The organism is Actinomadura kijaniata NBRC 14229 (assembly GCF_001552175.1).
Taxonomy (GTDB): Bacteria; Actinomycetota; Actinomycetes; order Streptosporangiales; family Streptosporangiaceae; genus Spirillospora; species Spirillospora kijaniata.
The window spans coordinates 33,689-49,340 of record NZ_BCQR01000004.1; the positions used below are offsets into that span (position 1 = coordinate 33,689).

Here is a 15,652-nt window from a genome sequence, read left to right on the forward strand (position 1 = left end):
AGAACGCAAAGGACTCCAGAGACGCCGTCTCTGGAGTCCTTTCACCCGTGTGCGCCTGCCTCAGCCCCGCACGCGAGCGCGTCCGGAAACTGAGGCGGAAAGCCGAACGACTACGTCTTACAGGCCCGCAGCCTTGGCGAGAGCCTCGGCGCGGTCGGTGCGCTCCCAGGAGAAGTCCGGCTCGGGGCGGCCGAAGTGGCCGTAGGCGGCGGTCTGGGAGTAGATCGGGCGCAGCAGGTCCAGGTCGCGGACGATGGCGGCCGGGCGCAGGTCGAAGACCTCCAGCACGGCCTGCTGGATCTTCTCGACCGGCAGCTTCTCGGTGCCGAAGGTCTCGACGAACACGCCGACCGGGTGGGCCTTGCCGATCGCGTAGGCGACCTGCACCTCGGCGCGGTCGGCCAGCTGCGCGGCGACGATGTTCTTGGCGACCCAGCGCATGGCGTAGGCGGCCGAGCGGTCCACCTTGGACGGGTCCTTGCCGGAGAAGGCGCCGCCGCCGTGGCGGGCCATGCCGCCGTAGGTGTCAACGATGATCTTGCGGCCGGTCAGTCCGGCGTCGCCCATCGGGCCGCCGATCTCGAACCGTCCGGTCGGGTTGACCAGCAGCCGGTAGCCCTCGGTGTCGAGGTCGAACTCGGCCAGCACCGGGTCGACCACGTGCTCCTTGACGTCCGGGGCCAGCAGCTCCTTGAGGTCGATGTCGGGAGCGTGCTGGGAGGACACCACGACCGTGTCCAGGCGCACCGCGCGGTCGCCGTCGTACTCGATGGTGACCTGGGTCTTGCCGTCGGGGCGCAGGTAGGGGACGACGCCGCCCTTGCGGACCGCCGACAGCCGGTGCGACAGCTTGTGCGCGATGGTGATCGGCAGCGGCATCAGGTCGGGCGTCTCGTTGGTGGCGTAGCCGAACATCAGGCCCTGGTCGCCGGCGCCCTGGCGGTCCAGGTCGTCCTGCTGGCCCTCCTCGCGCGCCTCGTAGGCGTCGTCGACGCCCTGCGCGATGTCGGGCGACTGGGCGCCGATGGACACCGACACGCCGCAGGAGTTGCCGTCGAAGCCCTTCTTGGAGGAGTCGTAGCCGATCTCCAGGATCTTCTCCCGGATCACCCCGGGGATGTCGACGTAGGTCTCGGTCGTCACCTCGCCGGCCACGTGCACCTGGCCAGTGGTGATCATGGTCTCGACGGCGACGCGGCTCTTGGGGTCGTCCTTGAGCATCGCGTCCAGGATCGCGTCAGAGATCTGGTCCGCGATCTTGTCCGGGTGCCCCTCGGTGACGGACTCGGAGGTGAACAGGCGGCGAGACACGTACGTGAACTCCTTGCAGCGGCTGCTGACTGACGTCGCAGAACGGACTATTCCTCAGTTCCGGGCGGGGAGCGTCCCCCCGTTCCGGGATGTGCCCACGGTATTCCAGAAAGTCTATCGGGAATGTCTCCGCAGGCAGGTATCGCTGTCGTCGGCGGGGAGGCCCAAAGATCGGCCCCTCAGCCGGAGATCGGTTTCAGCCGTGCGACCACCAGGTCCCAGACGACGTCGGCGAGGTCCTCCTTCGGACCGCGCGGGACCTCCACCGGGTCCCCCTCGGCCGCCAGCACCACGGCGGCGTTGTCGGGACGGCCGAACGTCAGATCCTCGCCCACCTGGTTGACCACCAGCAGGTCCGCGCCCTTGCGGACCAGCTTCTCCCGGCCGTTGGCCAGCACGTCGTGGGTCTCGGCGGCGAACCCCACGACCACCTGGCCGGGGTGCGGGCGCGCGCCCAGCTCGGCGAGGATGTCGGGGTTCTTGACCAGGTGGATCGGCTCGGGGCCCGCCCCCGCCACCTTCTTGATCTTCGCGTCCCGGTATTCGGCGGGCCGGAAGTCGGCGACGGCGGCGGCCATCACGACCGCGTCGGCGTTCCCGGCGGCCTCCAGCACGGCGGAGCGCATCTGCTCGGCGGACTCCACGCGCACGACGGTGGCGCCCGCGGGGTCGGGCAGGCTCACGTTCGCCGAGACCAACGTCACACGCGCGCCCCGTGCCACGGCGGTGCGGGCCAGGGCGTATCCCTGGATCCCGGAGGAGCGGTTGCCGAGGAAACGGACCGGGTCCAACGCCTCGCGGGTGCCTCCGGCGGAGACGACCACGTGCCGTCCGGCCAGGTCGCGGCCGAGGGAACCGCGGGCCAGCACCCGGCGGGCGACCTCGAACAGCTCGGCCGGGTCGGGCAGCCGCCCGGGACCGGTGTCCTTGCCGGTGAGGCGGCCGGAGGCGGGATCGACCACGATCGCGCCGCGGGCGCGCAGCGTCGCCACGTTCGCCTGCGTCGCCGGGTGCTCCCACATCTCGGTGTGCATCGCGGGCGCGAACACCACCGGGCACCGGGCGGTGAGCAGGGTGTTGGTCAGCAGGTCGTCGGCCAGGCCGTGCGCCGCCTTGGCGAGCATGTCGGCGGTGGCGGGGGCGACGAACACCAGGTCGGCGTTCTGGCCCAGCCGGACGTGGGGAACGTCGGACACCCCGTCCCACACCCGGGTGGTGACGGGGTTCCCGGACAGGGCGGCCCAGGTGGGCTCGCCCACGAAGCGCAGCGCGTCGGCCGTGGGGACGACGCGGACGTCATGACCGGACTCGGTGAGCCGCCGCAGCAGCTCGCAGACCTTGTACGCGGCGATCCCGGCGCTCACACCGAGGACGACGCGCGGTTTGGGGGCTGACATGCGACGAGACTCTAGAGCAACCGGTGTGCTCAGCCCTCGATGGGCTCGGCGCGCAGCAGGCCCTCGCGGGTCTCGCGCAGCGCGATCGACAGGGGCTTCTCCTGCACCTGCGTCTCGACGAGCGGGCCGACGTACTCCAGCAGGCCCTCGCCGAGCTGGGCGTAGTAGGCGTTGATCTGCCGGGCGCGCTTGGCCGCGATGCTCACGAGGCCGTACTTGGTGTCGACGACCTCCAGGAGCTCGTCGATCGACGGGTTGGTGATGCCTTCGCTGCTGGCTGCCACTCGGTGGCCTTCCCCTAGTGCTTAAGAACGAACAGCCATCAAGGTTAGCAGTTCGCCGACGACGTCCCGGACCGACGTGTTGACCAGGGTGACGTCGAACTCCTTCTCGGCCGCCAGCTCGACGCGGGCGGCGGCGAGACGGCGCTCGATCACCTCGGGCGGCTCGGTACCGCGCCCGGTGAGCCGGCGGACCAGCTCCTCCCAGGACGGCGGGGCCAGGAACACCAGCCGCGCCTCGGGCATGGCCCCGCGGACCTGCCGGGCGCCCTGGAGGTCGATCTCCAGCAGCACGGGCTCGCCACGGGCGAGCCGCTCCTCGACCGGGCCGCGCGGGGTCCCGTAACGGTTGCCCGCGAACTCGGCCCATTCGAGGAGCCGCCCCTCGGCGACGAGCCGGTCGAAACCGGCGTCGTCGACGAAGAAGTACTGCACACCGTGGATCTCACCCGGCCGGGGGGACCGGGTGGTCACCGAGACCGACAGCCACACCTCGGGGTGCGCACGCCGGATCTCGGCGACGACCGTGCTCTTGCCGACGCCGGACGGTCCGGACAGGACCGTCAGACGGCGGACGAGAGGGTCACGGGGTTGGGAGCCGTCCGACGCAGTCATGGGTGCGCCGGAGCTGGACGGGATGGTGCCGGAGCCGGAAGTGGGTACGACCGGGCCGGCCGCGACGGCAGCACCGTCGCGCCCGTCCGCGGTTCGGGGGTCAGTGCTTTCCACCGCCGCCGAACTCACGCTCCAGGGAGGCGCGCTGGTTGGCGCCGAGACCGCGCACGCGGCGGGACTCGGCGATACCCAGACGCTCCATGATCTGCTTGGCACGGACCTTGCCCACGCCGGGCAGGGACTCCAGGAGGGCCGAGACCTTCATCTTGCCGATGACGTCGTCGGTCTGCCCCTCCTTGAGAACCTCGGCCAGGGTGGTGCCACCGTGCTTGAGCCGGTTCTTAACCTCGGCACGCTCCTTGCGGGCCTTGGCAGCCTTCTCCAGGGCTGCGGCGCGCTGTTCGGGGGTTAGGGGCGGAAGAGCCACGCCGGGTCACCTCAGGTTTCCACTCGACGGAGTCGGACGGGTTCGGAAACTAGCGAGTTCACAGCCCATAAGGCAACGTGAAGTGCCGTTTAGCCCGCCACAAAATCACGAAAATCACTCCTTGAAGTGTCCTGAATACAGAGTGTACCCAACTCGGGCCCTCGTTCCGGCGACCCCCGTCCCATGCTGGACCTTTACAAGATCGACAAAAAGCGTCGTCGGAGGGTGGTTTTCCGTTGCCCTTCGACACCGTGTCGAACAACGGACCATCCCGTAAACGCGATCTTCGTCACTCCGGTTCCCGGCGTGTCGCACACCGCCCCCTCCGGCGCCCATCAACCGGCCAAGGACCGAAGCCCTTCGGCCGAACACCGGAGCGCGCCCGAAAACCTCAGCCCGCACGCGAGCGCGTCCGGAGGCTGAGGCCGGGATCAAAGCCGAAGGCGAGATCCCGGCGGAAGATCGCGAAGCGATGCAGCGCTCGCCCGCGTAGCGGTCAGCCCCGGAGCCCCCCAGGGCGGAGGGGATGGGCCGTGAAGCCAATGAACACAGCCGAAAGGCCTATAGACGACGCAGCGACGCGGCGATGGCGGCGGCGGCCGCGCCCGGGTCGGGGGCGCCGGTGATCGGGCGGCCGATCACCAGCAGGTCGGCTCCGGAGGCCAGGGCCTGCTCGGGTGTGGCGATGCGCGTCTGGTCGTGTGAGGCGGCCCCTGCGGGCCGAACACCCGGAGTGATGAGGGTGATACCGGGTCCGACCTCCGCGCGCACCGCAGCGGCCTCCTGGGGCGAGCAGACGAGGGCCTGCGCGCCCGCACCGACCGCCAGGGACGCCAGGCGCCGCACCGCGTCGGGGGCGGGGCCGTCCAGCCCGATGGCCGTCAGGTCGGTGTCGCCGAGAGAGGTCAGCACCGTCACCGCGGCGACACAGGTGTCGGGGGCGGCCTCCACCGCCTCGCGGATCATCGCCGGGCCGCCGGCCGCGTGCACGGTCAGGTAGGCGGGCTTGAGGCGGGCCACCGCGCGGGCCGCGCCGCGCACGGTCGCGGGGATGTCGTGCAGCTTCAGGTCCAGGAACACCTGCACGCGGCTGGCGCCGCGCACGCTGTCGACCGCGTCGGGGCCGTAGCGCATGTACAGCTCCAGGCCGACCTTGACGGTGCTGACGTGGGGGGTGACCAGGCTGGCCCACCGGGCGGCGGTCTCCAGGTCGGGCGCGTCCAGGGCGACGGCGATGGGGGCGGTGGCGGTCACGGCAGTCTCTCCTTAGCTTCCCCAGGGTCGGCGACGGCCGCGTCGAGGGGGGCCTGGACGGCCTGCGGCTCCGGTCGCACCTGGGGCGGGACGTATCCGGCGGGTCGGTGGGCGAGCCCGACGGCGTCGGCCAGCCGCATCCGGCGGGCCGACAGCGCCTCCTCCAGCTCGCGCAGGATGCGGGGGGCGGCGGTGGGGTCGTGGAACAGGGTCGTCCCGACGGCGACGGCGGACGCGCCCGCCAGGACGAACTCCAGCGCGTCCAGGCCGGTGGCGATCCCGCCGACCCCGATGATCGGCAGGTCGGGCAGCGCGGCGTGCACCTGGTAGACGCAGCGCACGGCGATCGGCCGGATGGCCGGGCCGGACAGCCCGCCCGAGACGCCGGTGAGGGCGGGGCGGAGGGTGGCCGGGTCGATGGCCATGCCCTCCACGGTGTTGATCAGGGTGAGCCCGTCGGCTCCGGCGTCGGCGCAGGCCAGCGCGACGGTGGTGATGTCGGTGACGTCGGGGGCGAGCTTGGCCAGCACGGGCACGCCGGGCCGGGCGGCGGCGCGGACCGCGCCGACCACCGAGGCCGCCGCGCCCGGGTGCCAGGCGAACATGCGGCCGCGGTCCTCGACGTTGGGGCAGGCGGTGTTGACCTCGATGGCGGCGACGCCCGGCACCGCGCGCAGCCGCCGGGCCAGCTCGGCGAACTCCTCGGCGGTGTTGCCGGCGATCGACACGATGAGCGGGACGTCCTGCTCGGCCAGCCACGGCAGGTCGCGTTCCAGGAAGCCCTCGATGCCGGGGCCGGGCAGGCCCATGGCCGTCAGCAGGCCGGCGGGGGCCTCGGCGGCGCGGGGGGTGGGGCGTCCGGCGCGCGGCTGGGACATCACCGAGGTGGTGACGAACGCGCCGAGGCGGGACAGCTCGAAGAACTGGGCCAGCTCCCGGCCGGTGCCGCCGCAGCCGGAGGCGTTCAGCAACGGGCCGGACAGCTCCAGGTTCCCGATCCGGGTCTTCAGCCGGTCACTCATGCCGGGCCCCCTTCCATGGCGCTGAGGACGCGCGGCGCGCCGAGCGCGTCGAACGGGATGGTGCCCAGATCGCCCCACCGGACGCGGTCGCCGCGCAGGACGGGCCCGTCGGCGCAGGCCCGCACCATGCGGGTGACCCCGTCCTCGCCGTGGACGGGCAGCACGCAGGTCATGCAGGTGCCGATGCCGCACGCGCCGGTCCGCTGGAGGAACTCCTCGACCGACACCTGCGAGGGCAGGCCGTGCTCGGTGGCGATGCGGGTGACCGACCGCAGCAGGCTCGTGGGGCCGCAGGCGTACACCACGTCCGCGCCGGTCTCGGCGATGACGCGGGGCATGACCTCGGGGACCGCGCCGCGCTCCCCCATCGACCCGTCGCCGGTGACGACGGTGGCCGAGTCGCCGATGCGGTTGGCCATGCGGGAGCCGAACACCTGCCGGGCGGCGGGGCCGCCGAGCAGGAAGTGGACCGGGCAGCCGCGCCGCCGCAACGTGTCGGCCAGCGCGAACAGGGCCGCGCCGCCGGGGCCGCCGCCGACCAGCAGGCAGCCGACCGGGTCGCGGGGCAGCCGGAACGGCCGGCCGAGCGGCCCGACGACGTCGACCTGGTCGCGGGAGCGCAGCCCGGCCAGCCAGGCGGTGCCGGGCTCGGTGTCGGCGAACACCAGCTCGACGGTGCCGCCGTAGTCGGACTTCACCTCGTACACCCCGAAGCAGCGGCGGACCAGCCGGCCCGAGTGCTCGCCGCCCACGGCGAGCGCCACGAACTGACCGGGCCGGAACCGTTCGGCGATGGCCGGGGCCACCAGTGTGATCGCGTGGTAGTCCTGCACCTGGCGGACCGTCAGGACCGTCGCCGACGTCTGCACCGGTGTGTCCGACACCCGTCTCCCTCTCGTCGTCGTCTGGCCGCGCGCGGGGCCCGGCGCGCGGTGACACGGCGGCACCGCGCGCCGGGCCCCGGACCGGCCCGTGTCAGCCGGGCGTCACCCCTGCCCGGTCACGCCGTGCGCGCCCTTGAGGCGCTCGGCGTGCTCCTGGAGGGAGCGCACGCCGACCGCCCCGGCCGAGACCGCCTCGATGCCCTGCACGGCGGCCGCCAGACCCTGCACGGTGGTGACGCACGGCACGCCGCGCAGCACCGCGGCGGTGCGGATCTCGTAGCCGTCCAGCCGGGGCCCGGACTGCCCGGGGCTTCCGAACGGAGTATTGACGATGAGGTCCACCTCGCCGTCCAGGACGCGCCGCACGATGGTGGGTTCCCCGTTCGGGCCGGGACCCTCGCTGTGCTTGCGCACGATCTTGGCACGCACGCCGTTGCGGCGCAGGACCTCGGCGGTCCCCTCCGTGGCAAGAATCTCAAAGCCCAGGTCAGCAAGGCGCTTCACCGGGAAGATCATGTGGCGCTTGTCCCGGTTCGCCACCGACACGAACACCCGGCCCTTGGTGGGCAGGGAGCCGTAGGCGGCCTGCTGCGACTTGGCGTAGGCGGTGCCGAACACCTCGTCGATGCCCATGACCTCGCCGGTGGAGCGCATCTCCGGGCCGAGGACGGTGTCGACGAACCGGCCCTCGCGGTCGCGGAACCGCTCGAACGGCAGCACCGCCTCCTTCACCGCGATCGGCGCGTCCAGCGGCAGCGAGCCGCCGTCGCCGGACTCGGGCAGCAGCCCCTCGCGGCGCAGCTCCGCGATCGTGGTGCCCATCATGACGCGGGCGGCGGCCTTGGCCAGCGGCACGGCGGTCGCCTTGGACACGAACGGCACGGTGCGCGAGGCGCGCGGGTTGGCCTCCAGGACGTACAGGACCCCGGCGGACAGGGCGTACTGGACGTTCATCAGGCCGCGCACGCCGATGCCCCGGGCGAGGGCCTCGGTGGACTCGCGGATGCGGCGGATGTCGTCGTGGCCCAGGGTGATCGGCGGCAGGGCGCAGGCGGAGTCGCCGGAGTGGATCCCGGCCTCCTCGATGTGCTCCATGACGCCGCCCAGGTACAGCTCCTCGCCGTCGTAGAGGGCGTCGACGTCGATCTCGATGGCCTCGTCCAGGAAGCGGTCCACCAGCACCGGGTGCTCGGGGGAGGCCGCGGTGGCCTTGGCCATGTACGACTCCAGCGTGGCGTCGTCGTACACGATCTCCATGCCGCGGCCGCCCAGCACGTAGGAGGGCCGCACCAGGACCGGGTAGCCGATCTCGGCGGCGATCTCGCGGGCCTCCTCGAAGGAGGTGGCGGTGCCGTGCTTGGGGGCCAGCAGCCCGGCGCGGTGCAGCACGCGGCCGAACGCGCCGCGCTCCTCGGCCAGGTGGATGCTCTCGGGCGAGGTGCCGACGATCGGCACGCCCGCGTCCTTGAGCTTCTGCGACAGGCCGAGCGGGGTCTGCCCGCCGAGCTGGACGATCACGCCCGCGACCTCGCCGGAGCGCTGCTCGGCGTGCACCACCTCCAGGACGTCCTCCAGGGTGAGCGGCTCGAAGTAGAGCCGGTCGGAGGTGTCGTAGTCGGTGGAGACGGTCTCGGGGTTGCAGTTGACCATGACGGTCTCGTAGCCCGCCTCGGCCAGCGTGAACGAGGCGTGCACGCAGGAGTAGTCGAACTCCACGCCCTGCCCGATCCGGTTGGGACCGGAGCCCAGGATGATGACCTTGGGCTTCCTCCCGGGCGGCACCTCGGTCTCCTCGTCGTAGGAGGAGTACAGGTACGGGGTCTGCGCCTCGAACTCGGCGGCGCAGGTGTCGACCGTGAGGTACACCGGGCGGATGCCGAGGGCGTGCCGCAGCTCGCGGACGACCTCCTCCGACAGGCCGCGCAGCTCGCCGATCTGGGCGTCGGAGAAGCCGTGCCGCTTGGCGGCCAGCAGCTTGTCCCGGGTCAGCGCGTCCTCGGCGGTGCGGATCCCCTCGGCGATCTCGTTGATCCCGGCGATCTGGTCCAGGAACCACGGGTCGATCCGCGTGGCGGTGTAGGCCTGCTCGATGGTCGCCCCGGCGCGCAGCGCCTGCTGGACGTCGCGCAGCCGGCCGTCGTGCGGCTGGGCGGCGCGCCACAGCAGCTCCTCCACGTCGCCGGGCTCGCCCGCCCAGGTGAACGCGGTGCCCTTGGCCTCCAGCGACCGCAGCGCCTTCTGCAGCGCCTCGGGGAAGTTGCGGCCGATCGCCATGGCCTCGCCGACCGACTTCATGTGGGTGGTCAGCGAGCCGTCGGCGGCCGGGAACTTCTCGAACGCGAACCGCGGCACCTTCACCACCACGTAGTCGAGCGTCGGCTCGAACGAGGCGGGGGTCTCGCGGGTGATGTCGTTGGGGATCTCGTCGAGGGTGTACCCTATGGCCAGCTTGGCGGCGATCTTGGCGATCGGGAAGCCGGTGGCCTTGGAGGCCAGCGCCGAGGAGCGCGACACCCGCGGGTTCATCTCGATGACGATCATCCGGCCGGTGCCGGGGTGCACGGCGAACTGGATGTTGCAGCCGCCGGTGTCGACGCCGACCTCGCGGATCACGGCGATCGCGACGTCCCGCATGTTCTGGTACTCGCGGTCGGTGAGCGTCATCGCGGGCGCGACGGTGATCGAGTCGCCGGTGTGCACGCCCATCGGGTCGAGGTTCTCGATGGAGCACACGATGACCACGTTGTCGGCGCGGTCCCGCATGACCTCCAGCTCGTACTCCTTCCAGCCGAGGATGGACTCCTCCAGGAGCACCTCGGTGGTCGGGGAGGCGTCCAGGCCCGCCCCGGCGATGCGGCGCAGGTCCTTCTCGTCGTGGGCGAAGCCGGAGCCCGCGCCGCCCATGGTGAACGAGGGGCGCACCACGACGGGGTAGCCCAGCTCGTCCGCGGCGGCCATGACCTCGTCCATGGTGTGGCAGATCACCGAGCGCGCGGACTCGGCGTTCAGGCCCTGCTCGCGGGCGACCTTGGCGACGATCTCCTTGAACTTCTCGCGGTTCTCGCCGGCCTGGATCGCGTCCACGTCCGCGCCGATCAGCTCGACGCCGTAGCGGTCCAGCACGCCGCTCTCGAACAGGGAGATGGCGGTGTTGAGGGCCGTCTGGCCGCCCAGGGTGGGCAGCAGCGCGTCCGGCCGCTCCTTGGCGATGATCTTCTCGACGACCTCGGGGGTGATCGGCTCGACGTAGGTGGCGTCGGCCATCTCCGGGTCGGTCATGATCGTGGCGGGGTTGCTGTTGACCAGCGTGACCCGCAGGCCCTCGCTCCTCAGCACCCGGCACGCCTGGGTGCCCGAGTAGTCGAACTCGGCGGCCTGACCGATCACGATCGGTCCGGAACCGATGACCAGGACGCTCTTGATGTCCTCGCGGCGCGGCATTACTGGGACGCCTCCATGATCTCGCAGAACTGGTCGAAGAGCCCGGTGGCGTCGTGGGGGCCGGCGGCGGCCTCCAGACGGCGCGTGGTGGTACCGGACGCTGAACGCCTCCGCATCAGCCACGCACCTCCCGTCGATCCATCAGCTCGCAGAAGCTGTCGAAAAGGTAGGAAGCGTCGTGGGGGCCCGCCGCCGCTTCGGGGTGGTACTGGACGCTGAACGCCGGGCGGTCGAGCAGGCGCAGGCCCTCGACGCAGCCGTCGTTCAGGTTGACGTGGCTGACCTCGGCGCGGCCGTAGGGGGTGTCGAACGGCCCGTCGGTCGGCGCGTCCACGGCGAACCCGTGGTTGTGCGCGGAGACGTCCACCTTGCCGGTGCGCCTGTCCTGGACGGGCTGGTTGATGCCCCGGTGGCCGAAGCGCAGCTTGTAGGTGCCGAGGCCGAGCGCCCGGCCGAAGATCTGGTTGCCGAAGCAGATGCCGAAGAACGGCCGGCCCGCGTCGAGCACGCCGCGCAGCGCCGCCACCTGGGCGTCGGCCGTGGCGGGGTCGCCGGGGCCGTTGGAGAAGAACACGCCGTCGGGGTCCACCGCGAGGATGTCTCCGGTGGTGGCGGTGGCGGGCAGCACGTGCACCTCGCAGCCGCGCTCGGCCAGGCGGTGCGGCGTCATGCCCTTGATGCCCAGGTCCACGGCCGCGACGGTGTACCTCTTCTCGCCGATCGCCGGGACGACGTAGGCCTCCCTGGTGGAGACCTCCTCGGCCAGCGCCGAGCCCTCCATGCGGGGGCTGTCCTGCACGCGGGCGACCAGCTCGTCCACCGGCGCGGCGGCGGCGCCGCCGGAGAAGACCCCGGCGCGCATGGCGCCGCGGTCGCGCAGGTGGCGGGTCAGGGCGCGGGTGCCGGGGATCGCGATGCCGACGACGCCCTGCTCGCGCAGCGCGGCGCCGAGCGAGCCGGTGGCGCGCCAGTTGGAGGCGACGCGGGCGGGCTCGCGCACGACGTACCCGGCGACCTGGATGCGGGCGGACTCGGGGTCCTCGGCGTTGACGCCGGTGTTGCCGATGTGCGGGGCGGTCATCGCCACGATCTGACGGGCGTAGGAGGGGTCGGTGAGGGTCTCCTGGTAGCCGGTCATGCCGGTGTTGAAGACGATCTCACCGAAGGTCTCCCCCTCGGCTCCGTAGGCGACCCCGTGGAACGTCCTGCCATCTTCGAGGACCAGCACGGCGGGGGGTGGGGTCACTGGAGTTTCCCTTCCAGAACGGTCGGCCTGCCGCGCAGGAACGTGGCGACGACCCGGCCCGGCAGCTCCATCCCCGCGTACGGGGTGTTGCGGCTCTTGGAGGTCATCGCCGACGGGTCCACGGCGCGGCGCGGCGACGGGTCGTACAGCGTGATGTTGGCGGGGGAACCGGCCTCCAGCGGACGACCCTGTCCGTTCAGGCGGCCGATGCGGGCGGGCGCGAACGACATGCGCTCGGCGACCCCGGCCCAGTCCAGCAGGTCGGTGTCGACCATGGCGTGCTGGACGACCGACAGCGCGGTCTCCAGACCGATCATGCCCATGGCGGCCACGTTCCACTCGGTCTCCTTGGCCTCGACCGGGTGGGGGGCGTGGTCGGTGGCGACGACGTCGATGGTGCCGTCGGCCAGGGCGTGCCGCAGCGCGGTGACGTCGTCGGCGGTGCGCAGCGGCGGGTTGACCTTGTAGATCGGGTCGTAGGACTGCGCGCAGGAGTCGGTGAGCAGCAGGTGGTGCGGGGTGACCTCGGCGGTCACCGGCGCGCCCTTGCTCTTGGCCCAGCGGATGATCTCCACGGACCCGGCGGTGGAGACGTGGCAGACGTGCAGGCGGGCGCCCACGTGCTGGGCCAGCAGCACGTCCCGGGCGATGATCGCCTCCTCGGCGACGGCGGGCCAGCCGGTCATGCCGAGCCGGGCGCTCATCTCGCCCTCGTTCATCTGCGCGCCCTCGGTCAGGCGCGGCTCCTGGGCGTGCTGGGCGACGACGCCGTCGAACGCCTTCACGTACTCCAGCGCCCGGCGCATGATCACCGCGTCGGAGACGCAGTGGCCGTCGTCGGAGAACACCCGGACCCGGGCGGCCGAGTCGGCCATCGCGCCCAGCTCGGCGAGCTGCTGCCCCCGGATGCCGACGGTGACGGCGCCGACCGGCTGCACGTCGCAGTAGCCGGCCTCGCGGCCCAGCCGCCAGACCTGCTCGACGACGCCGGCGGTGTCGGCGACCGGGTCGGTGTTGGCCATGGCGTGCACGGCGGTGTAGCCGCCCATCGCGGCGGCCCGGGTGCCGGTGTCGACGGTCTCGGCGTCCTCGCGGCCCGGCTCGCGCAGGTGGGTGTGCAGGTCCACCAGGCCGGGCAGGGCGATCAGGCCCGTGGCGTCGACGACCTGGGCCCCGGGGGCCGACAGGTCCCGGCCGACCTCGGCGATCTCGCCGTCGCGGACGAGGATGTCGGCGGGGTCGCCGCCGAGGAGGCGGGCGTTCCTGATGACGTAGACGGTGCTCATTTACTCCGAGACCTCCTTGCCGATCGCCGGCTCGGAGCCGCCGAGGAGCAGGTACAGGACGGCCATGCGGGCGCTGACGCCGTTGGCGACCTGTTCGACGATGGTGGACCGGACCGAGTCGGCGACCTCGGCGGCGATCTCGACGCCGCGGTTCATCGGGCCGGGGTGCATGACGATGGCGTGCTCGGGCAGCGTCGCCATGCGGGCGGCGTCCAGGCCGTAGCGGCGGCTGTACTCGCGCACCGTCGGGAAGTACGAGGCGTTCATGCGCTCGTGCTGCACGCGCAGCATCATCACCACGTCGCTCTTGGACAGCACGGCGTCCAGGTCGTAGGAGACCTCGGCGGGCCAGCTGTCCACCGCGACCGGCAGCAGGGTCGGCGGGGCGACCAGGGTCACCTCGGCGCCCAGGGTGTGGAGCAGCAGCACGTTGGAGCGTGCCACGCGGGAGTGCAGCACGTCGCCGACGATGGTGACCCTGCGGCCGTCCAGGTCGCCCAGGCGGCGGCGCATGGTGAACGCGTCCAGCAGCGCCTGCGTGGGGTGCTCGTGGGTGCCGTCGCCGGCGTTGACGACGCTGCCCCGGACCCAGTTGGCCAGGCGGTGCGGCGCGCCGGAGGCGCCGTGCCGGATGACGACGCCGTCGGCGCCCATCGCCTCCAGGGTGAGGGCGGTGTCCTTCAGGCTCTCGCCCTTGGAGACGCTGGAGCCCTTGGCGGAGAAGTTGATGACGTCCGCCGACAGCCGCTTGGCGGCGGCCTCGAACGAGATGCGGGTGCGGGTGGAGTCCTCGAAGAAGAGGTTGACCACGGTGCGGCCGCGCAGGGTCGGCAGCTTCTTGATCGAGCGGTCCGACAGCTGGGCCATCTCCTCGGCGGTGTCGAGGATCAGCAGCGCGTCGTCCCTGGTGAGGTCGGCCGCCGAGATGAGGTGACGCTTCATTCCTTCTCCTCCTTCGGACCGAGAAGAACCGCGTCGCGATCGTCGTTCTCGGCCAGCAGGACCTTCACCGTCTCGCGCATGGAGGTGGGCAGGTTCTTGCCCACGTAGTCGGCGCGGATCGGGAGTTCGCGGTGCCCGCGGTCCACCAGGACGGCGAGCTGGACGGCGCGGGGGCGGCCGAGGTCGTTGAGCGCGTCGAGCGCGGCGCGCACGGTGCGTCCGGAGAACAGCACGTCGTCCACCAGCACGACGACCCGGTCGTCCACGCCGTCGGCGGGCAGCTCGGTGCGGCCGAGCGCGCGGGCGGGGCGCATCCGCAGGTCGTCGCGGTACATGGTCACGTCGAGCGAGCCCCACAGGAACGGGCGGCCCTCGACCTCCTCCAGCTTGGCGGCCAGCCGCTCGGCGAGCGTGACGCCGCGGGTCTGGATGCCGAGCAGGACGACGTCGTCGCCGCCCTTGGTGCGTTCGAGGATCTCGTGCGCGATGCGGGTCAGCGCGCGCCGGATGTCGGGACCCTCCAGAACGGCCTTCTGCCGGGGGTCACCGTCCGCCACACGCGCCCCCGCCGGTTCCACCGGCCGGTGGGCAGCATTCACCACCGAAACCTCCTTTCCCGCCTCACGGGACGGGCCTTAAAGGACGTCTTGTCCCTCACACCGTAGCAGCCCGTGCCCGGCGTTCCGAACCCGACCGGTGGGTATCTTCCCTGGTGAGAGCGGTCACACTCGGCGTTCACCAGGCCTGGTGGAGCACACTCGAACGCCCGTACGGCCGGGCTCGGGGGTGATCCGGACGGCCCGGATAGAGACCTGTAGATTCGACCGCTTTTTTCCGAACAGCTTGACCTGAGGCCGTCACCGTTTTACCGTCACTGTCCGTAACCATCCCTGGAGACGGACCCATGGGGCCGCAACGCCGCGCGGGCCGTCTCCTCCCCGGGCCGCCGGTCCGGGGAATCGACGACGACGAAAGTGAGCCTGGGGGGCCGCGAAATGCCGTCTGAATATGCTAAGGCTCTCGGCGCGCGCCTGCGCGCCATCCGCACCCAGCAGGGCCTGTCCCTGCACGGCGTGGAGGAGAAGTCCCGGGGCCGCTGGAAGGCCGTCGTCGTGGGTTCGTACGAGCGGGGCGACCGCGCCGTCACCGTTCAGAAGCTGGCCGAGCTCGCCGATTTCTACGGCGTGCCGGTTTCCGAGTTGCTGCCCGGCGGTGCCGCGCCGAGCCCGCTCGGGCCCACGCCCAAGCTCGTCATCGATCTTGAGCGACTGCAGCAGCTTCCGAAGGACAAGGCCGGTCCTCTCGCCCGCTACGCCGCGACGATCCAGAGCCAGCGGGGCGACTACAACGGGAAGGTGCTGTCCATCCGCCAGGAGGACCTGAGGTCCCTGGCCGTCATCTACGACAAGTCCCCGACGGAGCTGACCGAGGAGCTCATCGGCTGGGGCGTGCTGGACCCCGAGGCGCGGCGCGCCGTCGAGTCCTTCTGATCCCTCTCCCACCGCGGACGGGGCGTCCCCCCGGCGTCTCGACCCCCGACACCGCC

Annotated in this window: 14 protein-coding genes; 1 reads left to right on the forward strand and 13 read right to left on the reverse strand. The window is 72.0% G+C overall.

The window, feature by feature from the left end; translation table 11 throughout:
• Positions 1-117: 117 nt before the first annotated feature.
• The 13 genes from metK to pyrR all read right to left on the reverse strand — a co-directional run bounded on the left by metK (position 118) and on the right by pyrR (position 14,684).
• Positions 118-1,311: a methionine adenosyltransferase gene (gene metK, locus AKI01S_RS01320; RefSeq protein WP_067811351.1), complete on the reverse strand. Its 1,194-nt coding sequence runs from the start codon at positions 1,309-1,311 to the stop codon at positions 118-120.
• A gap of 179 nt (positions 1,312-1,490) precedes the next feature.
• Complete coding sequence (gene coaBC / locus AKI01S_RS01325) at positions 1,491-2,708, reverse strand: bifunctional phosphopantothenoylcysteine decarboxylase/phosphopantothenate--cysteine ligase CoaBC (RefSeq protein ID WP_067811354.1); 1,218 nt, start codon at positions 2,706-2,708, stop codon at positions 1,491-1,493.
• A gap of 29 nt (positions 2,709-2,737) precedes the next feature.
• Complete coding sequence (rpoZ, locus tag AKI01S_RS01330) at positions 2,738-2,992, reverse strand: DNA-directed RNA polymerase subunit omega (protein ID WP_067811357.1); 255 nt, start codon at positions 2,990-2,992, stop codon at positions 2,738-2,740.
• A 21-nt stretch (positions 2,993-3,013) separates the two neighbouring features.
• Positions 3,014-3,604 (reverse strand): guanylate kinase, encoded by a 591-nt coding sequence (gmk, locus tag AKI01S_RS01335; protein ID WP_067811359.1) that lies wholly within the window; start codon positions 3,602-3,604, stop codon positions 3,014-3,016.
• Between the two features lie 100 nt (positions 3,605-3,704).
• Positions 3,705-4,031, reverse strand: a complete 327-nt coding sequence (mihF, locus tag AKI01S_RS01340; protein WP_067811362.1) for an integration host factor, actinobacterial type — start codon at positions 4,029-4,031, stop codon at positions 3,705-3,707.
• A 561-nt stretch (positions 4,032-4,592) separates the two neighbouring features.
• Positions 4,593-5,285: an orotidine-5'-phosphate decarboxylase gene (gene pyrF, locus AKI01S_RS01345; RefSeq protein ID WP_067811365.1), complete on the reverse strand. Its 693-nt coding sequence runs from the start codon at positions 5,283-5,285 to the stop codon at positions 4,593-4,595.
• Complete coding sequence (locus AKI01S_RS01350) at positions 5,282-6,307, reverse strand: dihydroorotate dehydrogenase (protein ID WP_083998725.1); 1,026 nt, start codon at positions 6,305-6,307, stop codon at positions 5,282-5,284. Before AKI01S_RS01350 ends, pyrF begins: the two co-directional genes overlap by 4 nt.
• Positions 6,304-7,191: an iron-sulfur cluster-binding protein gene (locus AKI01S_RS01355; protein ID WP_067811369.1), complete on the reverse strand. Its 888-nt coding sequence runs from the start codon at positions 7,189-7,191 to the stop codon at positions 6,304-6,306. The genes AKI01S_RS01350 and AKI01S_RS01355 overlap by 4 nt, the downstream gene beginning before the upstream one ends.
• 102 nt (positions 7,192-7,293) lie before the next feature.
• A complete protein-coding gene (gene carB / locus AKI01S_RS01360) occupies positions 7,294-10,632 on the reverse strand; it encodes a carbamoyl-phosphate synthase large subunit (RefSeq protein ID WP_067811371.1) in 3,339 nt (1,112 codons plus the stop codon).
• A 115-nt stretch (positions 10,633-10,747) separates the two neighbouring features.
• A complete protein-coding gene (gene carA, locus AKI01S_RS01365; RefSeq protein WP_067811374.1) occupies positions 10,748-11,878 on the reverse strand; it encodes a glutamine-hydrolyzing carbamoyl-phosphate synthase small subunit in 1,131 nt (376 codons plus the stop codon).
• Positions 11,875-13,164 (reverse strand): dihydroorotase, encoded by a 1,290-nt coding sequence (locus AKI01S_RS01370; RefSeq protein WP_067811377.1) that lies wholly within the window; start codon positions 13,162-13,164, stop codon positions 11,875-11,877. Before AKI01S_RS01370 ends, carA begins: the two co-directional genes overlap by 4 nt.
• Positions 13,165-14,106, reverse strand: a complete 942-nt coding sequence (locus AKI01S_RS01375) for an aspartate carbamoyltransferase catalytic subunit (RefSeq protein ID WP_067811380.1) — start codon at positions 14,104-14,106, stop codon at positions 13,165-13,167. It abuts the gene before it with no gap.
• Positions 14,103-14,684 (reverse strand): bifunctional pyr operon transcriptional regulator/uracil phosphoribosyltransferase PyrR, encoded by a 582-nt coding sequence (pyrR, locus tag AKI01S_RS01380; protein ID WP_157419591.1) that lies wholly within the window; start codon positions 14,682-14,684, stop codon positions 14,103-14,105. Before pyrR ends, AKI01S_RS01375 begins: the two co-directional genes overlap by 4 nt.
• Before the next feature lie 417 nt (positions 14,685-15,101).
• Here pyrR and bldD point away from each other — a divergent pair, with 417 nt between their 5' ends.
• Complete coding sequence (bldD, locus tag AKI01S_RS01385; RefSeq protein WP_021597992.1) at positions 15,102-15,596, forward strand: transcriptional regulator BldD; 495 nt, start codon at positions 15,102-15,104, stop codon at positions 15,594-15,596.
• The last annotated feature ends 56 nt before the right edge of the window (positions 15,597-15,652 follow it).